The 22,124-nt window shown below is 41.6% G+C and carries 15 protein-coding genes; 14 read left to right on the top strand and 1 reads right to left on the bottom strand.

Going from position 1 to position 22,124, the window contains the following annotated elements:
• The first annotated feature begins 3 nt into the window (after positions 1–3).
• The 8 genes from AC22LX_RS07250 (at position 4) to ugd (ending at position 13,272) form a co-directional block, all read left to right on the top strand.
• Positions 4–1,155 (top strand): glycosyltransferase family 4 protein, encoded by a 1,152-nt coding sequence (locus AC22LX_RS07250; RefSeq protein WP_045391832.1) that lies wholly within the window; start codon positions 4–6, stop codon positions 1,153–1,155.
• A gap of 219 nt (positions 1,156–1,374) precedes the next feature.
• Positions 1,375–2,781, top strand: coding sequence for an NADP-dependent phosphogluconate dehydrogenase (gndA, locus tag AC22LX_RS07245; RefSeq protein ID WP_045391829.1), 1,407 nt, complete (start codon positions 1,375–1,377; stop codon positions 2,779–2,781).
• Between the two features lie 156 nt (positions 2,782–2,937).
• Complete coding sequence (locus tag AC22LX_RS07240) at positions 2,938–3,999, top strand: glycosyltransferase family 4 protein (RefSeq protein ID WP_487333891.1); 1,062 nt, start codon at positions 2,938–2,940, stop codon at positions 3,997–3,999.
• A 506-nt stretch (positions 4,000–4,505) separates the two neighbouring features.
• Positions 4,506–7,097, top strand: a complete 2,592-nt coding sequence (locus AC22LX_RS07235; RefSeq protein WP_045391823.1) for a beta strand repeat-containing protein — start codon at positions 4,506–4,508, stop codon at positions 7,095–7,097.
• A gap of 249 nt (positions 7,098–7,346) precedes the next feature.
• Positions 7,347–9,122, top strand: coding sequence for a type I secretion system permease/ATPase (locus tag AC22LX_RS07230; RefSeq protein WP_045391820.1), 1,776 nt, complete (start codon positions 7,347–7,349; stop codon positions 9,120–9,122).
• A 52-nt stretch (positions 9,123–9,174) separates the two neighbouring features.
• Positions 9,175–10,506, top strand: coding sequence for an HlyD family type I secretion periplasmic adaptor subunit (locus tag AC22LX_RS07225; RefSeq protein ID WP_045391817.1), 1,332 nt, complete (start codon positions 9,175–9,177; stop codon positions 10,504–10,506).
• 11 nt (positions 10,507–10,517) lie between these two features.
• The gene (locus AC22LX_RS07220) at positions 10,518–11,882 is read left to right on the top strand and encodes a TolC family outer membrane protein (protein WP_228339515.1); all 1,365 of its coding nucleotides are present in this window, start codon (positions 10,518–10,520) and stop codon (positions 11,880–11,882) included.
• Positions 11,883–12,105: 223 nt separating this feature from the next.
• Positions 12,106–13,272 carry a UDP-glucose 6-dehydrogenase gene (gene ugd, locus AC22LX_RS07215; protein ID WP_045391811.1) on the top strand — a complete coding sequence of 389 codons (1,167 nt, stop codon included), beginning with the start codon at positions 12,106–12,108 and terminating at the stop codon, positions 13,270–13,272.
• Positions 13,273–13,528: 256 nt separating this feature from the next.
• On the opposite strand, the gene AC22LX_RS07210 is transcribed toward ugd, so the two are convergent.
• Positions 13,529–14,533: an NAD-dependent epimerase gene (locus AC22LX_RS07210; RefSeq protein ID WP_045391808.1), complete on the bottom strand. Its 1,005-nt coding sequence runs from the start codon at positions 14,531–14,533 to the stop codon at positions 13,529–13,531.
• A gap of 951 nt (positions 14,534–15,484) precedes the next feature.
• Between AC22LX_RS07210 and AC22LX_RS07205 the strand changes: the two genes are divergently transcribed.
• The 6 genes from AC22LX_RS07205 to AC22LX_RS07180 are packed head-to-tail and all read left to right on the top strand — an operon-like array spanning position 15,485 to position 21,962.
• Positions 15,485–16,252 (top strand): ABC transporter permease, encoded by a 768-nt coding sequence (locus tag AC22LX_RS07205; RefSeq protein ID WP_045391805.1) that lies wholly within the window; start codon positions 15,485–15,487, stop codon positions 16,250–16,252.
• Positions 16,252–16,992, top strand: a complete 741-nt coding sequence (locus tag AC22LX_RS07200; RefSeq protein ID WP_045391802.1) for an ABC transporter ATP-binding protein — start codon at positions 16,252–16,254, stop codon at positions 16,990–16,992. Before AC22LX_RS07205 ends, AC22LX_RS07200 begins: the two co-directional genes overlap by 1 nt.
• Before the next feature lie 11 nt (positions 16,993–17,003).
• Positions 17,004–18,155 carry a UDP-galactopyranose mutase gene (gene glf, locus AC22LX_RS07195; RefSeq protein ID WP_045391800.1) on the top strand — a complete coding sequence of 384 codons (1,152 nt, stop codon included), beginning with the start codon at positions 17,004–17,006 and terminating at the stop codon, positions 18,153–18,155.
• The gene (locus AC22LX_RS07190; protein WP_045391797.1) at positions 18,152–19,042 is read left to right on the top strand and encodes a glycosyltransferase; all 891 of its coding nucleotides are present in this window, start codon (positions 18,152–18,154) and stop codon (positions 19,040–19,042) included. Before glf ends, AC22LX_RS07190 begins: the two co-directional genes overlap by 4 nt.
• A gap of 6 nt (positions 19,043–19,048) precedes the next feature.
• A complete protein-coding gene (locus AC22LX_RS07185) occupies positions 19,049–20,185 on the top strand; it encodes a glycosyltransferase family 4 protein (protein WP_045391794.1) in 1,137 nt (378 codons plus the stop codon).
• Between the two features lie 22 nt (positions 20,186–20,207).
• The gene (locus AC22LX_RS07180) at positions 20,208–21,962 is read left to right on the top strand and encodes a glycosyltransferase family 2 protein (protein WP_045391791.1); all 1,755 of its coding nucleotides are present in this window, start codon (positions 20,208–20,210) and stop codon (positions 21,960–21,962) included.
• Positions 21,963–22,124 lie beyond the last annotated feature (162 nt).

The following is a 22,124-nucleotide window of genomic DNA, read 5'->3' as shown; positions in this document are numbered from 1 at the left end:
TTTATGCGCGATTTAAATGTTGGTATTGTTGCTGATTGGTTTATTACTTATGCTGGTTCTGAAAAAGTAGTAGCGGAACTTATTAAATCATATCCAGAATCACACTTGTATTCTGTTGTGGATTTTCTTTCCTCTGAAAATAAAAAACACTTTCAGAATAAAGAAATAACCACAACATTCATTCAACGCCTCCCAAAAGCGAAGAAAAAATATCAAACATATCTTCCTTTAATGCCATTAGCGATTGAGCAACTTGATGTATCCAGCCATGATGTCATTCTTTCTAGCAGCCATGCTGTTGCTAAAGGGGTTTTGACGGGACCCGATCAACTGCATATTAGTTATGTTCATTCCCCTATAAGATATGCATGGGATCTCCAGCATCAATATCTGCGGGAAGCAGGTTTAGATCATGGAGTCAAAGGAATGATTGCAAAATTGATTTTGCATAAAATGCGCATGTGGGACTACCGTACTGCAAATGGCGTTGATCATTTTATTGCTAACTCACAATTTATCGCACGGCGGATTAAAAAAGTTTATGGGCGAGAGGCTGATGTCATTTATCCGCCTGTTGATGTCAATCGCTTTCTTCTGAATGAAGCTAAAGAAGATTATTACTTTACCGCATCACGCCTTGTTCCATATAAGCGTATTGATTTGATAGTTGAGGCTTTCAGTCACATGCCAAACCGTAAACTTGTTGTTGTTGGTGATGGGCCGGAAATGCAAAAGATAAAGTCTAAAGCCACGGCTAACATTGAAATCCTGGGCTATCAATCAAATGAAGTCATGCAAGAGCATATGAGAAATGCTAAAGCATTTGTTTTTGCGGCAGAAGAAGATTTTGGTATTACTCCTGTTGAAGCGCAGTCTTGTGGGACGCCTGTAATTGCGTTTGGTAAAGGTGGTTCACTTGAAACAGTAAGACCATTTGGTGTAGATAATCCAACAGGTATCCTTTTTGACAAACAGGATATAGATTCTGTCATTGATGCTGTACAAAAGTTTGAAACTATGCAGGATCAAATTCTTCCTAATGATTGTCGTGCTCATGCGTTAAAATTTTCAACCGAGCGGTTTAATCAGGAAATTTCTGAATACGTCAATTCTAAATATTGCGAATTTGTGGAAAATAAAAAAATCATCTATTAATAAATGAATAAAAACTAAGCAATTTTGTGCCACTTGGCTTTTGTTGCGGTAATGGTATTAAAAGGCAGAATTAAAACCAATAATTTTCAATAGGTTATGACTGCCATTCTTCATTTGTGAACATTTTTACACTATACGTCATACAGGCTTTGAGCTAATATAAACATCACATTTAAACTGCGAACGTGTCGCAGTGACCACACCAGACAGGAGTAAGTAATGTCCAAGCAACAGATTGGGGTTGTTGGTATGGCGGTGATGGGCCGAAACCTTGCGCTCAACATCGAAAGTCGTGGCTATACCGTCTCTGTTTTCAATCGCTCCCGTGAAAAGACTGAAGAAGTTATTGCTGAGAATCCAGGCAAAAAATTAGTCCCTTATTTCACAGTGAAAGAGTTTGTTGAATCTCTGGAAACCCCTCGACGCATCCTGTTGATGGTTAAAGCCGGTGCCGGCACTGATAGTGCTATTGAATCTCTTAAGCCATACCTGGAAAAAGGCGACATCATTATTGATGGGGGTAATACTTTCTTCCAGGATACTATCCGTCGTAATCGTGAACTCTCTGCTGAAGGGTTCAATTTTATCGGGACAGGTGTATCCGGCGGAGAAGAAGGTGCGTTGAAAGGCCCTTCAATTATGCCGGGTGGTCAAAAAGAAGCTTATGAACTTGTTGCGCCAATTCTTAAACAAATTGCTGCTGTTGCGGAAGACGGTGAACCTTGCGTAACTTACATCGGAGCTGATGGGGCTGGCCATTATGTTAAGATGGTTCACAATGGTATCGAATACGGTGATATGCAACTTATCGCTGAAGCCTATGCATTGTTGAAAGGTGGTTTAAATCTTTCTAACGACGAATTGGCGGAAACTTTCACCAAATGGAATGAAGGTGAGCTAAGCAGTTATCTTATTGATATTACAAAAGATATCTTCACCAGGAAAGATGAAGAAGGTAACTATCTGGTAGATGTTATTCTTGATGAAGCCGCGAATAAAGGCACCGGTAAGTGGACAAGCCAAAGTTCTCTCGATTTAGGTGAACCTTTGTCCCTTATTACTGAATCAGTTTTCGCTCGTTATATCTCATCCCTAAAAGAGCAGCGTGTTGCAGCGTCTAAAGTCTTGACGGGCCCACAGGCTAAACTTGCCGGTGATAAAACTGCATTTATCGAGAAAGTCCGTAGAGCATTATATTTAGGTAAGATTGTTTCTTACGCCCAAGGTTTTTCTCAGTTGCGAGCTGCCTCGAATGAGTATCATTGGGATCTCAACTACGGTGAAATTGCTAAAATTTTCCGTGCAGGGTGCATCATTCGTGCTCAGTTCCTTCAGAAGATCACCGATGCTTATAATCAGGATGATAAAATAGCCAATCTGTTATTAGCCCCGTACTTTAAACAGATCGCTGATGATTACCAGCAGGCATTACGTGATGTCGTAGCTTATGCGGTGCAAAATGGGATCCCTGTTCCGACATTCTCAGCTGCTATTGCTTATTATGACAGCTATCGCTCAGCTGTTTTGCCAGCGAACCTAATTCAAGCTCAGCGCGATTACTTCGGCGCACATACTTATAAGCGCACTGACAAAGACGGTGTGTTCCATACTGAATGGATTAACTAACTTAGTAAAGATTTGCTTTCTAAGCCCTGTTTTTACAGGGCTTTTTTTTTATCTATATCTGTTTAGATATTATATTTTGTTCGAAAATGGTTTTTTTCAATTTATAATCCTGTCATAATGAGTGTCTTATAATAATAAACCTCAAGTAGGTCGCTAATGATTTATGTTAATGGTCGTTTTCTTACTCAAAAACTTACCGGTGTGCAGCGATTTGCTTATGAAATGACTCTTCGGTTATCGAAATTGAGACATAATGTTGTGGTCTTGGTACCCAACATGTCCGCCATTGATAAAAACTATAACATTTCAGGTTTTAATATTAAAGAAATCTCAGGGGGGAGAGGCCATTTCTGGGAACAATTCACATTACCTCTTTTTTTAAAAAAACAGAAAGATTGCATGCTAATCAACTTATGCAACACTGGTCCTTTGCTTTTCAAAAGGCAGATTATTACGCAACATGATATTACTTATATTCGTTACCCAGAAAGCTTTTCATTTGGCTTCAGATGGTTATATTCATTAATAACCCCTATTTTACTCAAGAACTCTAAATTAATAGTGACGGTTAGTGATTTTTCTAAAAGTGAGCTAGTAAATTATTATAATTGTGATGCCAGTAAGATTCATATCATTCCGAATGCTGTGAGTAATAGTTTTTTTAAACCACATGACAGTATGGTTAAGACTAATGAGATTCGTGGATGCGACTACTTCCTGACTGTATCTTCGGTTAATCATCATAAAAATATTCATGGTCTTATTGAAACTATACTATCTGCAGATTTAAATATAAACTTGAAGATAATAGGTGACAGGAACACAGTGTTTAATTGTGTAAATATAAAAACTAATGATCCAAGAATAGATTTTTTAGGGCGTGTATCTGATGATGAACTTATTTCATTATATAAAGGTGCGAAAGCTTTTATATTTCCATCCTTTTATGAAGGATTTGGTATACCCCCACTGGAAGCTCAATCATGCTCTTGCCCAGTTATTTCTTCAAATAGAGCCTCCCTCAAAGAAACCTTAGGTGATAGTGCATTGTACTTTGATCCAGACTCAAAATATGAGCTTATCAAAGCTATCATAAAATTAAACAATAGCGCTGAAGACCGTAACTTGTTGATTAATAAAGGTAGAGAAAATGTGCTGAGATACTCCTGGGAGCGTTCCGCTGAAACACTGAATATGCTTATTACTAAAGTTGAATAGCTTATTCACTATACACTATCGAGTGTGTTACAAGTTATTCATTATCAACAAAGTTGCTTTATAAATAATGGTGTTAATTATTTCAGTTAATTAACATTTTACCCGCCTTGACTTGCTCTGACCTCAATTAGGCTACATCTGCTAAGCCTGCATTTACTACACCATCCTCTGGCCCTATCCTCAAAAAATTCCGCAATTCTGTTAACATATAAAATACCCTTGTTATAAGTGGTGGTATTTGTTGTTTCTAATTTGAATTTATCTTCCTTGCGTTTTCCCCTACTGAATTTAGTGGGGGAGGGAAGCTCTGGTTTTAATTTATAGCTGTATAACTTATGGAAACTATTCGTGATTTATTTTTTTATTCGGGCATGTTGACGGTGTGATTTTTTTAGACTTTTCTTATTAAGGGGAAGGTGCATCTATGCTGATGCAAACGCTTCCAATGTACTCCCAATAACTCTGGGCCTGGATTGCTCCTGATACGAAATTTTGAGGATTCTTAAATGGTTACTCAAGTGCTACTCACACAAAAAGCAGTTGCAGCTATACAATTTGCAATTCTTGGGAAAAACACCTATACGACGGCTTCCACCTATGATGCCGTAGCAGGCCAGTTTCGTACGGGGGCGATTAGCCAAGAACAATATATTTCTAACCTGTTAGCATCCACAGCGGGTCAGACTTTGTATTCTGGCAAAACTGACCTTGAGATAGTTAAACTTGTCTATGCGTCCATTTGGGGAAGTACCCCAGCAGATAGTGTCGCCCAAACCTTTTTAACAGGCTCAAATTTAAATGCTGCACTTAATAATGTAATTAATGGCGTTCTTAATTATACAGGATTCGATTCTGCGACGCTAACTGCACAAAATAGCTTTGATAATGCACTGAATAAAGTCATGTACAAAGACTATGGCTCAGCGAACTGGAATACATGGAGCGTCGCTTTAAGTAGCAAGGAGCAAGTCGAAGCTGCGTACATTTCTTTAGTTGGCCGTTCAGTTGATATGGGTGGGCTTGGCGACTGGACTAATTATCTCGCCACCGGTGGGAATACATATAGTTCATTACTGACAAAATTAATCGCATCTTCCGAGTTTCAAAGCAAGGGATCTAACTTAACTGGTGATGCCTTTATCACACATGTTTATCAAGGAATTTACGGCGTCGCGCCTAGCGCAGCGGTTTTAGCGCAATACAGCGCTCTTGGTACCAATAAGGCAACCATTACTCAGGCAATCATTAACGATTTACGCGGTTCTACGGCTACAGATGCGGCAACTGTAACCAATCAGCATGCTTTTGAATACCAGATTGGTACCGGGCTACTTTATAAAACCAGCGCAGTCCTCAGCGCCAGCGCCGCAGGCGGCAACGCGACAGGGACTGTTAACACTAATGCCAGCCATCAGCTCACCAATGCTGAAACTGCGGTTCTGACTAACGCGCAACTTAATGCTAACGTGGCGAGCACCGTTAACCTCAAATTCGCGGATCATTTGGCTAATCTCACCATTAATGGTTCAAGCGCAGCCACTGTTAACCTGTCCGATAATGGGGTAAACCCTGGAGTGGACATCGTTGTTAACAACGGCAGCGTGATCCTCAATGCCAGTTCCGGCGCTGATGACGTTATTGTAAGCAACCTGGTTAATATGACCACCGCCACGGCTAAGTTTAACCTCGGAACGGGTAACGATACGCTGAAGTGGGCCGGTAACTCTTCTGGCGGGGCAAATACGGTGAGCACATCTGTCACCGCTGATGGTGGAGCTGGGATTGATACCATTTCGGCTAACTTTATTACGAAAAATGTCGTTATGGGTGGGACTATTCTAAACAGAACTGCGGTCATCACTTCTAACTCCGCGCAATTTAGTAACTTCGAAAAGCTGGACCTTGCTGGCTATATAGGGCAAGCAACTGTTAGCGCTAGTTCTACCGCTCAAGCCCATACATTCGATTTTGGTGTATTAACTGGTAATGCATCCACCGAATCAAGCTTGACTACTCTTCCTTCTAACGTTACTCAGGCAGCAACCTCAACCGTCGGTTCACAGGGATTTGTTCTGTCAGGTCTGGCTAATAACGTCCATGTGATAAATGCGGCAGGTGGTAGTGCTGCGCAACTTGAAGTCACAGGTAATGCGACTGCGGCAAGTAGTGTCGATATTACTTTCCGTCCAGGTATCACCGATCATTTCAATGTTAACTTCACCGCAACCAGTAATAGCGATATCAATGCAGGCTCGCTGGCCCTAAACAGCAGTGGTGCCACTGCTTTGACAACCCTGAATGTCGGCTCGGGTGGTACCGGTAGCTTCGCTAACGCCATCACCTTGGCGGGAACCGGTAGTCAGCTACAAACCATCAATGTCACCGGCGATCATTTGCTTAATCTGACGGTAGGCACCGGTTATGGTAACCTGGAGACTATTAATGCTTCTGCAAATACTGCAGGGTTGAATCTGGATGCCAATGTGGGGGGGACCGGTAAAGGTATTCTTTATCAGCTCCTGACTCTTCTTCCTGGCTCCGGTGTGACAACAACCCTTATTACACTTTTGGGATTGGATGGTGGTCACAACTTAACGGTGCAAGGAACTGGCGCTGCGGATACTTTCAAGGTCCTGGGTAACACCGTTGTTTCAGGAGGTAATGGGGCGAATCTCTACCAACTGAAAGCGAGCACTGTCAATTCTGGTGTGACCATTTCGGATTTTAATAGCGGTAAAGATAGTATCTTTGACACGGCCTCAGGTCTGACTATTAACAATGATGTCACACATACCCAAGTAGCAGATTATGGTACACGTACGTCGGATGTTGTTGATGCGTTGCTGGGTACGTTGGTTGGTGGTGTGGTTGGCGGCGTTGTCGGCTTGTTAGGGCAAATCCTTGGTATTGGTGGGAATGGGGATCTTACTGCTAAGGTGGGTGTAGCGTCGGTTATCTGGACTGATAACTCCCACGAGGCTAGTAACTACCTGATTGTTGATAACAACAACAACCATACTCTGGATGCGAACGATACAGTAGTGTATCTCAACGGGCAAACCCATCAGCAGTTGGTTGATACTTTGCACTACGCTTAAGTAGCGTGATGTGATGGATGTTTTATAAAGAAAGGGGGAGGTCGCTCTTCCCCTTTTTATTGTGATCTCTGTCGTATTTTTATTAACATTAATTTTCGTATGGATTAAAAAATATTTTTTGGTAGCTTGATATTTTAGTACTTTCCTATCTATATATTATAAATATCTCCAGCCTGAGTTGTTGGGATCTGATTGCTCTACTGTCGGTAGAGGTGTGGCTGAAGGTACACAAAATTAAGGGAAAAAGCAGTGGAGCACTATTTACCGCGCAATGAAATTGCGGACGTAATACGCACTCGCAGTAAAATATTCTGGACAGTTGGTGTTTTCACCGCATTCATTAATATCTTAATGTTAGTACCTTCGATTTATATGCTCCAGGTTTATGACCGGGTGCTACCCTCTGGTAATGAAATTACTCTGCTGATGCTAACCCTTATCATGCTTGCCATGTTTGGTATGATGGCATTGCTGGAGTACGTCCGTAGCATGGTGGTAATACGGATTGGCGCACAGCTAGATATGCGTTTAAATACACGTATTTATACCGCAGCATACGAAGATAATCTCAAAAACAAATCTGCTGATGCCGGGCAAATGCTTAACGATCTTACTAACATGCGTCAGTTTTTGACCGGCAGCGCGCTTTTTGCTTTTTTTGATGCGCCCTGGTTCCCGATTTATTTGTTGGTCATTTTTCTGTTTAATCCCTGGTTGGGGTTGTTTGCATTAATTGGCTCACTAATACTGATAGCGTTGGCCGTGGTGAATGAAATAGTTTCAAAAGAACCATTGGCTGAAGCGAGTAAGCTTGCGTTGCAATCAGGAAGTCTTGCCAGCACCAACTTGCGTAATGCGGAAGTTATAGAAGCATTAGGAATGTTGCCAAATATCAAGGGACGATGGTTTAGTTTACATCAACGATTTCTGAACAGTCAGCGAGTCGCGAGCGAACGAGCTTCACGTATCAATTCTATTACAAAGTTTGTGCGTCTTTCCTTGCAATCTTTGGTGCTCGGGCTGGGGGGCTGGTTGGCCATTGATGGCCATATTACTCCGGGGATGATGATCGCAGGTTCTATTTTGATGGGAAGAACGCTTGCTCCGATAGAACAAGTGATTAACGTCTGGAAAAGCTGGAGTTCGGCAAAACTATCTTATGGCCGGTTGGTGAAGTTACTCGATAGTAATCCACCCCGTGGCACCGGGATGTCTCTACCGAAGCCTGAAGGAGTACTGAGCGTAGAAAATGTATCTGCGAAACCGCCGGGCGCGCAGGGTGAACCGGTACTACACGCTGTGTCATTTAATTTACAGGCGGGTGATGTGCTTGGCATTATTGGCCCTAGTGCATCCGGAAAATCGACCCTGGCACGATTATTAGTTGGGATTTGGCCGGTAAGTGAAGGAATTGTTCGTTTGGATGGCGCAGATATTTATCAGTGGAATAAAGATGAACTGGGCCCCCATATTGGCTATTTACCACAAGACATTGAATTGTTCGCCGGAACCATAGCGGAGAATATTGCGAGATTTAATGATGTCGATGCTGAGAAAGTGATTGCTGCCGCGAAACTGGCAGGGGTACACGAACTGATTTTACGTTTTCCACATGGCTATGACTCAGTTATTGGCAACGGAGGAAACGGACTTTCCGGAGGTCAAAAACAACGAATTGGTCTTGCAAGGGCCTTATATGGCGATCCCTCGTTGATTGTTCTTGATGAACCTAATTCTAATCTGGATGACGCTGGCGAATTAGCCCTTAATAAGGCTATTGCCTTTCTTAGAGAGCGGAAAAAAACGGTGGTACTGATTACGCATCGAACTAACTTGCTTTCAATGACCAGTAAGTTGTTATTGTTAGTCACTGGTAAGGTTAACGCATTTGGTACCACCCAGCAGGTACTTCAGGCTTTGAATAATGCTCAGAGAACTCAGTCAGCACAGCAACAGGCAATGCATGCAGTTAATAATGAATCGCATGACGGCAACGGGGCACCCCCTAAAACACAAATAAACTAAAAAACGGCTTCTCAAATAATAGCTGCAACTATCTGTTGTTAAAGGGGGGAATATGTCTTCTCACATTAATCAGTCTCTTCGTGGCGATACCTCATCAGATTCTACTGATGAGCGGAAGTATACGCGTTTCGGTTGGTTGGTGATCGCCATTGGTTTATGCGGTTTCCTTTTATGGGCAGCTTTTGCCCCATTGGATAAAGGCGTTGCTTCTCAAGGGTCGGTAACAGTTTCAGGAAACCGTAAAACAATCCAGTCTCCAACTAGCGGTATTATTAGCAATATTGCGGTTAAAGAAGGGGATAAGGTCAAAGCCGGGCAGGTACTGGTTCAAATGAGCCAGGTTCAGGCGCAGGCGCAGGTGGATTCTCTGAAGATTCAATATTATACCACTCTGGCAACGGAAGGGCGTTTGTTGGCCGAAAGAGATAACCTGGATACCATAAAATTCTCTGACGTTTTCAATGCTATCAAAGACAAGCCTCGTGCAGCGGAAATCATTGCCTTGCAGCAACAACTTTTCATTTCGCGCCGACAGGCATTACGTAGTGAAGTTGATGGTTTTAAACAATCTATTGATGGCATCCGTTTCCAGCTTAAGGGATTACAGGATTCCCGGGCGAATAAACAGATCCAGCTAAACAGTATCCGTGAGCAGATGACCAGTATGAAACAGCTCTCTGCTGAAGGGTATTTGCCGAGGAATCGTTATCTGGAGGCTCAACGTCAGTTTGCAGAGATCAGTAGCAGCATTGATGAGACGATTGGCAGGATCGGACAGCTTCAAAAACAACTGCTAGAGTCGCAACAGCGAATAGACCAGCGTTATGCGGATTATCAGCGTGAAGTAAGAACACAGTTAGCGCAAACGCAAATGGATGTAAATGATTATAAAAACAAACTTGATATGGCTAATTTTGAACTAGGGAATACGGAAATTATTTCGCCAGTTGATGGAACAGTTGTTGGGCTGAATATATTTACCCAAGGGGGAGTAGTGGGTGCAGGCGACCATCTTATGGATGTGGTTCCCAGTGAAGCTGCGCTGGTTGTGGATGCTCAATTAAAAGTACAATTAATCGATAAAGTATATACCGGACTTCCCGTTGAGCTTATGTTTACTGCTTTTAACCAGAACAGGACCCCTAAAATACCTGGTACTGTAACGCTCGTTTCTGCAGACCGTTTAATCGATAAAGCAAATGGGGAAGCTTATTATCAGATGCAGGTAACCGTCACTCCGGAAGGCATTAAAATGCTCCAGGGCGAGGAAATAAAACCTGGGATGCCTGTCGAGGTGTTCGTAAGGACGGGGTCACGTTCGTTGTTAAGTTATCTCTTTAAACCTATTATGGATCGTGCGCGTACTTCATTGACCGAGGAATAATCGTGATTTTCATGAAAAGGAAGATGATTAATCTAGCCCTTAGTTCGATAGTGTGGGTGATATCCTCACCGGTGCATGCATTGGGTATTCTGGATGCTTATTCGCTTGCATTGGAAAAAGACCCAACATTTCAGGCGGCGATTAAAGAAAAAGAAGCCGGTGATGAGGCAAGGAATATCGGACGAGCAGGGTTGCTACCAAAAGTCTCTCTCAATTATCAGAATGCACCACGAAATTGGCAAACTCAAAAATATCAGACGAGTGATATTTTTGGCAATGTCAGCGATGTGACTAAACGACAGCAGTACCGCAGTTATGCTGGTTCCGTGACCTTAACGCAACCTCTATTTGATTATGAGGCTTATGCGAAATATAAAACGGGAGTCGCACAAAGTTTGATGGCCGACGAAAAATATCGCAGTAAATATCTCGATCTTGCAGTCCGGGTCATTTCGGCTTATGTCAGTGTTGCATATGCAAAAGATCAAATTGCACTCGCTGAGGCGCAGAAAGCTGCTTATAAAGAACAACTTGCTCTAAATGATCGCCTGATGTCCGCTGGCGAGGGTACTGTAACGGACGTTGCTGAGACTCAAGCAAGGTACAGTTTGGCCGAAGCTCAGGTTATCGAGGCTCGGGATGTCTTAGACTCAGCTCAGCGGGAACTTGAAGTCATCATCGGAATTCCACTTGATCAGTTAGATGCATTGCAGACGTTACGGCAAGGCAAATTTCAGGTCTCGCCGCTACGTTATACAGCATTCGATGATTGGCAAAAATTAGCCATGGAACGAAATCCCCAACTAGCTTCATCACGTCATGGCGTGGATGCAGCGCGTTATGATGTAGAACGCAATCGGGCTGGATTTATGCCTCAGGTACAGCTATACGCATCACATTCGGAAAATGATTCCAGCAGCGACAACACCGTAAATCAAAAATATCGAACAGATAGCGTTGGGGTTCAGGTATCAATGCCAATTTATTCTGGCGGAGGGGTTGCTGCCTCGACAAGGCAGGCCGCGGCACGTTATGGTCAGGCCAAGTATGAACTGGACGCCCAGGTCGGTTCGATAATGAACGATCTGCGTAAACAGTTTAATCAATGTATTAGTAGCCAGGCGAAGCTTAGGGCTTACGAACTGGCTGTAAAGTCTGCAACGACGCAGGTTGAGGCCACGCGGCAAAGTGTGCTTGCAGGGCAAAGGGTTAACGTTGATGTGCTTAATGCGGAGCAGCAGCTTTACGCTGCACAGCGAGATTTAGCAGAGGCCAAATACACGTATATTAAGGCCTGGATTACGTTGCTTGGAGATTCAGGTACGCTGAGCGAAAAAGATATTATGCAAGTCGCGGGGTATTTCCATCGTTCTTGAGTTAAGCTATGAAGTCGGGAACAGAAAGAGTGTAAAATAGTTTGTTTTTTGCATCTCTGAAACCCGTATCGATACTACGCTTCAATCTGTATGCTCACATGAAGGGGACCCTTAAGACCCGTCCCCGTCTTGACTTCACTATTCGCAAAGAGTAAAACGCCAGCAGTATCCATGATTACTGTGGCGATTTGCCATCACCCGTTAACTGTAGAAGTGTTGCTCTATGAAAATTACTATTTCCGGTACAGGCTATGTTGGTTTATCGAATGGTGTTCTGATTGCCCAGAACCATGAAGTGGTTGCTTTGGATATCATTCAGGCCAAAGTAGATTTGCTTAACCAGAAAATTTCACCTATAGCAGATAATGAGATCCAACAATATTTAACGGAAAAAAAGCTTAATTTTCGTGCAACAACAGACAAACTTGATGCGTATCATGACGCTGATTACGTTATTATAGCTACGCCGACAGATTATGATCCCAAGACAAATTACTTCAATACGTCTTCTGTTGAGGCTGTCATCCGTGATGTGACTGCTATCAATCCGAAAGCTGTTATGGTTATAAAATCAACGGTCCCAGTTGGTTTCACTCGTGGCATAAAAGAACGCCTTGGCATTGAAAATATCATTTTCTCGCCGGAGTTTCTCCGCGAGGGGCGTGCTTTGTACGATAATTTATATCCATCACGGATTGTCATTGGTGAGCGTTCTGCTCGTGCTGAGCGATTCGCAGACCTATTGAAAGAAGGTGCGATAAAAAAAGACATTCCGACCCTTTTTACTGATTCAACTGAAGCTGAAGCTATTAAGCTCTTTGCTAATACTTATTTAGCACTACGTGTTGCCTATTTTAATGAGTTAGACAGCTACGCCGAAAGCCAGGGACTAAACAGTAAACAAATTATTGAGGGTGTATGTCTGGATCCGCGAATTGGTAATCATTACAACAATCCCTCTTTTGGCTATGGTGGGTACTGCTTACCGAAAGATACCAAACAGTTGCTGGCGAATTATGAGTCGGTGCCCAATAATATTATTTCGGCAATTGTTGATGCTAATCGCACCCGAAAAGATTTTATTGCAGACTCTATTCTGGCGAAAAACCCGAAAGTTGTTGGTGTGTATCGGTTAATTATGAAGAGCGGCTCTGATAATTTCCGTGCTTCCTCTATTCAAGGTATAATGAAAAGGATAAAAGCGAAAGGTATACCTGTAATTATTTACGAGCCAGTGATGAAGGAAGATGAGTTTTTTAACTCACGCGTTATTCGCGACCTTGATGCTTTCAAGCAGGAATCAGATGTTATTATCTCTAACCGCATGGCAGAAGAATTGGCGGATGTGAAAGATAAAGTATATACGCGTGACCTCTTTGGTAACGATTAACTTTCCATAATGACAGGTAGTTTGCAAAATTACCTGTCTTAATTTTTTATAAAGAAAAAACGCAGCATCATTATGTGCTGAAATAAAATACTAATGCTACCGTGGCATTTGCGAGACTGTCTCTGTCTTCTACATCGAAAGAAACGTCTGTCGAATTAGAAATATATAGCGTCGGGATAATACTAGGCTGATTACACTATTGGCGGTTAATATACCGCAATCTTTTGATTGCGGTAAAATAGAAGATAAGAAACTATCAAATTGCGTAGTAGTCTTTATACCAATCCACGAAGTTCTTCACGCCTTGCTTAACTGTGGTTTGTGGCCGGAAACCAACAAGATCATATAGCGGTTGGGTTTCAGCGCTTGTCTCCAGAACATCGCCTGGTTGCATCGGCATCATGTTTTTCTTAGCTTCCATTCCCAGCGCCTCTTCAAGCGCAGTGATGTAGTCCATCAGTTCTACAGGCGAACTATTACCAATGTTATATACCCGATAGGGGGCGGAACTGGTCGCCGGAGACCCGCCTTCAACCGTCCAGTCTGGATTCGGTTGCGGAACAACATCCTGAACACGAACAACTGCTTCAACTATATCGTCAATATAGGTGAAGTCCCGCTTCATTTTTCCGTAGTTGTAGACGTCTATACATTGCCCTTCGAGCATGGCTTTCGTGAATTTGAATAGTGCCATATCCGGGCGTCCCCAGGGTCCGTAGACGGTAAAAAACCGCAGCCCGGTTGTTGGAATTCCATACAGATGCGCATAAGTATGTGCCATCAATTCGTTGGCTTTTTTGGTTGCCGCGTATAGCGATACAGGATGATCTACCGAATCATCGGTTGAAAACGGCATCTTACGGTTTAAGCCATAGACGGAACTGGATGACGCGTAGACCAGGTGCTCAACTTTAGTATGGCGACAACCCTCAAGGATATTCAGGAAGCCCATCAGGTTAGCGTCAGCGTAAGCGTGTGGGTTTTCCAGCGAGTAACGCACGCCGGCCTGAGCGGCAAGGTTGATTACGCGGTTAAATTTCTCCGTAGCAAAAAGCTGCTCCATGCTGACCCGATCGGCGAGATCAATTTTGTGAAAACTGAACAAAGGTGCTTTCAGAAGATCCAGGCGGGCTTGTTTGAGGCTCACATCGTAGTAGTCATTCATATTGTCGATTCCGACAACCTCATGACCAGCTTCCAGCAGGCGTTTGCATACATGAAAGCCGATGAAGCCAGCAGCACCAGTGACTAAAAATTTCATTTATATCCTCCAGGATCATTATGTCCCACTGCCTATAAGGGCCTATTTTACACAGGGGGGAGGTATCGATCATCTTGTTTACTGATTGGTTCGGAAAGGTTGGAGAGAATAACATTTAAAGCTAAACCTACCGTAGCAAGGACGCCATCTCCAATATGAGAGTGAAAATCACTCGCATTGGTTAGCAAGTGTTTTTAGTTGTAGACAAATGTTTAAACGGCATTGTACTTACCTGGTATATATCTCTTCTTTGCCAGCCAATACTGCTTTTTCGCTTTTAATCTTATAGTCCGGGAGTATACTATGCTGCTGTTTCATTCATATGGTATTAACTTAAGATGCCCACATTGCAACTTTCTGATTTTATTACCATAATAGGCAGGTATGCCACTGACATTAATGACGCTGCTGAATAGGGCAACTTGTATAAAGTTAAGTAACTCAGTTGCCAGGTCCGTTGCCTGAAATGAGACTAACCTGATGGCAAGTTGCCTCTGAAGCGGCGAGAGTGACCGCTCTCGGATTGAGCTCAACTTGAGGCTTGAGACAGAGCAAAATCATGGACTCTTGCGGTAGTAATGCTTTGAGGTTTATGACGATTTATCAAATGCTAAGCTTGTTTTGCGCGCTTTGGTTGCGATAGCCAATGGCGGTAGCGTGTCTCTGATTGATGTGATCGTTGGCTGTTGCGAGTCAACTAGACAAAGCTAATCGTTTGTAGTCGTATAGTCACCCCCGTAACATACTCCAAATGATGGTATAGAGTACGCTATTATATGGAACCGCTTATGGTTGCTAAGAAGGGCTACTCTATACCGTGGATATAGAGGCAACGACTGCTTTTGGCTAATTTATTATAATTATGTTGATATTATAGCTGTGCACAATTTCCTCAAGGTGCCAGAGGAAAGAATGATTGCGTGGTCGATTTCAAAAAAATGAGTGCAAATAATGAAGTTTAAATTAGGATATTTATTTGATCTACTTGTTGTGATAACTAATAAAGATTTAAAAGTTCGCTATAAAAGTAGCATCTTTGGATATTTATGGTCTATCGCAAACCCTTTATTATTTGCGATGATTTACTATTTTATTTTTAAAATGGTAATGAGAGTACAAATTCCAAATTATACCGTTTTCCTGATTACTGGGTTGTTCCCGTGGCAATGGTTCGCAAGTTCGGCAACCAATTCATTGTACTCATTTATTTCTAATGCGCAGATCATTAAAAAAACAGTATTTCCGCGCTCGGTTATTCCTTTGAGTAATGTGATGATGGAAGGGCTGCACTTCTTGTGTACAATTCCTGTAATCGCTGTGTTTCTATATGTTTATGGTATGTCACCGTCGCTGAGTTGGTTCTGGGGCATTCCTCTACTGGCGATCGGACAGATTATTTTTACATTTGGATTTGCTCTAATTTTCTCAACGCTGAATTTGTTTTTCCGTGACCTGGAGCGATTTGTCGCCTTGGGCATTATGTTGATGTTCTACTGTACCCCGATACTCTATAATTCAGATATGATCCCGCAACAATTTACCTGGATCATTGATTATAACCCACTGGCTAGCATGATTATGGCCTGGCGAGATCTGCTTATGAATGGCAACCTGGATTATGTGCATATCACTTATCTATACTCATCAGGCATGGTTGTGTTGCTGCTAGGAGTGTGGGTCTTTAATAAATTAAAATATCGATTTGCAGAGATTTTGTGATGACCGCTGTTATTGAATTTTGCAATGTAACAAAAGAGTATCCTCTATATCATCATATTGGCTCTGGCATTAAAGACTTGTTTTTTCATCCGCGTCGGGCCTTTAATTTGCTAAAAGGCCGTAAGTATCTGGCTATCGAGAATGTGTCATTCACCGTCAATAAGGGTGAATCAGTTGCATTGATTGGCCGCAATGGCGCTGGCAAAAGTACGACCCTTGGTCTCGTTGCTGGTGTGCTAAAGCCAAGTAAGGGCGAGGTAAAAGTTGTCGGCCGCGTGGCTTCGATGTTGGAGCTGGGAGGCGGTTTTCATCCGGAACTTACCGGGCGTGAAAACATCAAACTTAATGCCACCTTACTGGGGTTACGCAGAGCAGAAGTTAATAAACGGCTTGATAAAATTATCGAGTTCTCAGAGCTAGGTGAGTTCATTGATGAGCCTATTCGCGTATACTCCAGTGGCATGCTGGCGAAGCTGGGCTTTTCCGTTATTAGCCAGGTTGATCCAGATGTATTGATTATCGACGAAGTTCTCGCGGTTGGGGATATCGCATTTCAACGGAAATGTATTGAAACAATCAATGAGTTCAGAAAACGTGGGGTAACAATCCTGTTTGTTAGCCACAGCATGAAAGATGTTATGCAGATTTGCGATAAAGTTGTGTGGGTTGAAAATCACCGGTTGAAAGCTATCGGTGAGGCAAGCTCTATTGTTGATGAATATGTAGCCTCAATGGCTTGATGGAAAAACTAATGCAGAAGAATGTACTTATTGTCGGCGCAGGATTTTCAGGCGCGGTTATTGGTCGCTTATTGGCTGAAGCAGGTCATCAGGTGACGATTATTGACAGCCGGCCGCATGTTGCTGGTAACTGCTATAGTGAGCGGGATAGTGAAACCAACGTTATGGTTCATACCTATGGCCCTCATATTTTCCATACTGACAATGCTGAGGTTTGGGAGTACATCAACCAATACACGGAAATGATGCCTTATGTGAACCGGGTGAAGACGACGGTCAATGGGCAAGTATTTTCCTTACCAATTAACTTACACACAATTAATCAGTTCTTCCATACCACGTGCTCCCCAACCGAAGCACGTAAATTAATTGATGAAAAGAGTGATAAAACGATAGAAGAACCTGCAACATTTGAAGAGCAGGCACTGCGTTTTGTCGGCAAAGAACTTTATGAAGCCTTTTTTAAAGGTTACACAATCAAACAGTGGGGGATGTCTCCGTCGGAGCTCCCGGCTTCCATTCTTAAGCGTCTGCCTGTACGATTCAATTACGATGATAACTACTTTAATCATAAATATCAGGGGATGCCAAAAGACGGCTACACGGTAATCGTAGATAAGATATTAGATCATAAAAATATTTCAGTGGCTTTAAACACCCTGTTTGATGAAACCACTCGTAGCGAATATGACCATGTATTTTATAGTGGCGCGCTGGATGGTTTTTATAAATATGATATGGGACGTCTGGGCTATCGCACCCTGGATTTCGATGCTTTCCGAACCGACGGTGATTATCAGGGATGTGCGGTAATGAATTATGGTGAGCAAAAAGTGCCTTATACTCGTATTACTGAGCATAAGTACTTTGCGCCATGGGAAAGCCATGAAAAATCAATCTGCTATCGCGAGTTTAGTCGCTCATGTGAGCCTGAGGATATTCCGTATTACCCAATTCGTCAGGTAGGGGAGATGGCTATGCTGCAAAATTATCTCGATCGCGCCGAAAAAGAAGCAAATATTACCTTTGTTGGTCGTCTGGGTACATACCGCTATCTTGATATGGATGTAACTATTGCTGAAGCTCTGGAAACTGGGCGAACTTATCTTAAGTCATTAGAACAGAATTCTGTGATGCCTGTGTTCACGGTCAAAGTCAGATGAATGTAGCTGCTCTAATCGTCACTTATAATCGGTTAGAAAAGTTAAAAACAACAATAGAGGCAACGCTGGCGTTGCCTTTTCAATATATAGTTGTGGTTAACAATGCATCAACCGACGACACTCAAGCCTATCTTAATTCTGTTTGCGATGAACGAGTTATAGTTTTACATCGGGAGATGAATGATGGCGGGGCTGGCGGTTTTAAATATGGAGCGCAATGGATAACGCAAAATTTGAACACTAATTGGGTTCTATTTTACGATGATGATGCGTATCCGAAGAAAAATTTTGGCGTAGCTTTTCAGTCACTTGATTTATCGAGTGAAAATGTCTATGTCTGCACGGTGGTGGATACATCAGACAAATGCTGCAAGATGAATATACCCTGGAAGAAAATTCCTAATGGTTTTTGGGGAAATATCGCTTACAGAGTTAATCCTGCACGTTTTATTCCTGACGGAAGCCAGCAAGAGACCGTGGTGAGCGTTTCATTTGTAGGAATGTTGATAAGTCAGGAGACACTAAAGAAATCTATATCGTTTATATATGATGAGCTTTTTATCTATTTTGACGATGTTTATTTTGGTCATCATCTGGTCCTGCAACGTACGCCTATTATTTACCTTCCTGAATTATGTATTGTCCATGATATTGATACTACTAATCAATTAATAGCCCCATGGAAACTATATTATTTAAGTAGAAACCTTATCTTGTCCCGTAAAATATTCCAGGACAATTCGCCTTTCACCTTATTTGATGTTTCATTAAGGTTGTTGAAGTATATATTTACAGCACTGAAGCATGAAAAGCGGAAAGAATGTATGATTAATGTCTATAATGGAATCAAGGATGGTTTCTGGAAGCCAAAAGGTAGAGGTGCATAATCCGCTATGAAAAAGAAATTATGCTATTTTGTTAACTCTGCCTGGTATTTTGAACTTCATTGGCTCGAAAGAGGAATTGCTGCATTAAATAATGGATATGATGTCTATGTTATTGCAAATTTTGTAGATGATGCAATTTCAAACAGACTCACCGCATTAGGATTTCACTGCGTTAATAGTCAAATTAATGAGAAAAGCATCAATCCTTTTGCTTTTATCAAAGGCTTTATTAATGCCTCGAGGATATTGAAAGGCATTAATCCTGATATCCTTCATTGCATTACGATTAAACCTGGGATCATAAGTTGTCTGTGGGCCAAATATCACAAAACTAAACTTGTTTATAGTTTTGTAGGGCTAGGGCGAGTGTTTGAGAGTGAGCAACTCATTTTTAAAATATTACGTTGGCTTGTCCTCAGGTTGTATCGATATTTGTTCTCAAATGTTGATTGTAAAATAATATTTGAACATCGAGAAGATAAAAGAAAAATACTTTCTCTGCTGGGAGTCAAAGAAGAGAAAGCAAAGGTCATTGATGGCGCCGGGGTTAATATCAGTTATTTTTCATACCAGCAAGAACCGAAATTGACTCATGGAATAATACTTTTTGCCAGTCGTATGCTACATAGTAAAGGATTACTTGATCTCATTAAGGCAAAAAGGATCCTGAAGTTAGAAGGGATAGATTGTACTATTCAGGTAGCAGGTATCATTGTTGAGAATGATGACGATGGAATTACCTTGGGGCAAATAGAAAAATGGCACGCAGCAGGTGATATCGTCTGGTTAGGTACTCGAGATGATATTAGAGAATTGATTGCTGGGGCAAATATTGTTGCTCTTCCTTCTGTATATCCCGAAGGTGTACCGCGAATTCTGCTTGAGGCTGGTGCTGTGGGTAGAGCTTGTGTTGTCTATGATAATGGTGGGTGCAATTCACTAATTAAAGACGGCTATAATGGTTATATAGTTGAACGCAAAAATGTCAAAGAACTGGCCGCGAGAATTAAAGCATTGATAAATGAAGATGATGACAGACAAAAAATGGGTATCAATGCCAGGGAAAATATTGTCAATCATTATACATCAGAAATTGTTATTGATAAAACATTACAAGTATATGAAGAGCTGTTTCAGCGCTGAAAAATACTCATGCGGTTAGGTTATGAATAATAATATTGCATTACAGTCATCAGTATTCCCTGATATACACCACCGTGAAATTAGCTCTCTGTATTTTTTATCTGATAATGTATCTACATGCTATAGTGATGCAGGGTACGTCAGAGTATCGAGGAATCATGACATTTGCTTTGATACTTTTTATAATTCATTTGATCTCCATAAGTGGTCGAAATACACAACAGTTAAACAGATTGGGTTCAAAGTTGATGTTGTTGGCAGAGGTATCGCCACAATTTTCTTAAAAACGAAAGATATATTAAAGAAAGTATTTCAACGCGAAATTGAAGGGGCATTCACACTAGATAATTTAGAATTAAATGAATGTCGTGACGGTAGGCTTTATTTTTACTGGTCGTCAATTGATGATAGTGAAATCAGGAGTTTTTCTTTTACTACATATGGGGCAGTAGAGGATTTTGGTAAGTTAGCGATTGTCATCACGACTTATAATCGACAGGCAGCATTATTATCGACAATGTCGAGATTTGAGGAAAACTTATTTTCCGATAGTGTCGGTCAGTCAAAATTTCATGTATATGTTATTGATAATGGATGCAATTTAGATTTAGAGCCAAGACCTAATGTTACTTATATAAAAAATAAAAACATGGGGGGGGCCGGTGGTTTCACTCGTGGTTTATTTGAGGTGAAAAAGAACAATAAAGAAACTTATTGTATCTTTATGGATGATGACGCATCCTGTGAAATCGAAAGTATTAATAGAGCATATTGGTTCATGTGTTTTTCAAAAAAAGATGAACAGATGATAGCAGGCAGTATGCTATATGAGGATAAACCTCAAACGGTTTACGAGGCTGGTGCTATTTATCCTTATAAACAGATACGAATGCGGCCTTTAAAAAATGGTGTTGATGTCTCAACACCAAGTGGCCTGGATGTGTTTAATAAAGAGGACGGACAAGCCAATTACGCAGCATGGTGGTTCTGCGCTTTTAAAGTATCAGCGATAAAATACTATGCTTTTCCTTTCTTCGTCCGCGGCGATGACATTTTATTCGGGATAATGCATGCTTACCCGATCGTTACTCTCAATGGCATTGCGTCGTGGCAGATGAATTTTAATCAAAAATATAGCGCATTAGTTGAATATTTGAGCGTTAGAGGTCTGTTGGTTCCTGCATTTGTATACCCGTCATCACAGAAAAGAAGACAGATAGCTTTTTGGATATTAGCAAAAGTACTTTTGCTATGCTTTTCATACCGTTATTCTTCGGCTGAGGCTATCATTGAAGCTTATTCAGATGTTATGCAAGGCCCTGATTTCTGGATTGACGATGCGGATGCGCAAAAAGCGCGTAGACGGATTAGTGAGCTGTCGAAAGATGAATTGCCATGTGAAGTCGAGCAGGGTAACGACGTGAAAAAAACTGACCGTGATAGTCCTGAGTCCAAATGGGCGAAGATAATCAGGCTGTTTCTTCTCAATGGTCATCTGGTTCCTGGGTTTATTACGGCTGGAAATAGGGTACGAATCCCTAACACAGAAATTCATCCGACAAAACAGGTTTTTTTGAATGCTGAAGTTTACTATGAAACTACTGAGGGTAGTTTTATCGTACTGAAGCAGGATAAATTACGCTGTGCTAAGTTGATCATCAAAACATTGTGGGCCATTAGCAAAGGGTTCTTTACCTATAATGCTGTTGCAGAAGTGTATGGAAAGAAGATCTCGTACTTAACGTCTGAGAATTTTTGGAAGAAATATTTTATTTAAATATTGATGGCTTGTTCTTTATTCGTAATGATAATATTGTCATAGTTAAATATTTCTTCTTGCTGATAGGGTTTGGGATATTTATTTATACGGAAGATACTCATTTTGATTTGGCTAGTTTCTACAATCTAGTCTGAAGTTAAATATATTTATACAAGAGAC

Source organism: Klebsiella sp. PK01, from assembly GCF_057624675.1.
Note: the sequence above shows the minus strand (reverse complement) of the source record. Positions and strands in the feature narration are given on the sequence as shown.

Bases quoted from the DNA above. Each gene is read 5' to 3' on its own strand.
- AC22LX_RS07250 (WP_045391832.1), top strand. From the start codon at position 4: ATGCGCGATTTAAATGTTGGTATTGTTGCTGATTGGTTTATTACTTAT.
- gndA (WP_045391829.1), top strand. From the start codon at position 1,375: ATGTCCAAGCAACAGATTGGGGTTGTTGGTATGGCGGTGATGGGCCGA.
- AC22LX_RS07240 (WP_487333891.1), top strand. From the start codon at position 2,938: ATGATTTATGTTAATGGTCGTTTTCTTACTCAAAAACTTACCGGTGTG.
- AC22LX_RS07235 (WP_045391823.1), top strand. From the start codon at position 4,506: ATGGTTACTCAAGTGCTACTCACACAAAAAGCAGTTGCAGCTATACAA.
- AC22LX_RS07225 (WP_045391817.1), top strand. From the start codon at position 9,175: ATGTCTTCTCACATTAATCAGTCTCTTCGTGGCGATACCTCATCAGAT.
- AC22LX_RS07220 (WP_228339515.1), top strand. From the start codon at position 10,518: ATGAAAAGGAAGATGATTAATCTAGCCCTTAGTTCGATAGTGTGGGTG.
- ugd (WP_045391811.1), top strand. From the start codon at position 12,106: ATGAAAATTACTATTTCCGGTACAGGCTATGTTGGTTTATCGAATGGT.
- AC22LX_RS07210 (WP_045391808.1), bottom strand. From the start codon at position 14,533: ATGAAATTTTTAGTCACTGGTGCTGCTGGCTTCATCGGCTTTCATGTA.
- AC22LX_RS07205 (WP_045391805.1), top strand. From the start codon at position 15,485: ATGAAGTTTAAATTAGGATATTTATTTGATCTACTTGTTGTGATAACT.
- AC22LX_RS07200 (WP_045391802.1), top strand. From the start codon at position 16,252: ATGACCGCTGTTATTGAATTTTGCAATGTAACAAAAGAGTATCCTCTA.
- glf (WP_045391800.1), top strand. From the start codon at position 17,004: ATGCAGAAGAATGTACTTATTGTCGGCGCAGGATTTTCAGGCGCGGTT.
- AC22LX_RS07190 (WP_045391797.1), top strand. From the start codon at position 18,152: ATGAATGTAGCTGCTCTAATCGTCACTTATAATCGGTTAGAAAAGTTA.
- AC22LX_RS07185 (WP_045391794.1), top strand. From the start codon at position 19,049: ATGAAAAAGAAATTATGCTATTTTGTTAACTCTGCCTGGTATTTTGAA.
- AC22LX_RS07180 (WP_045391791.1), top strand. From the start codon at position 20,208: ATGAATAATAATATTGCATTACAGTCATCAGTATTCCCTGATATACAC.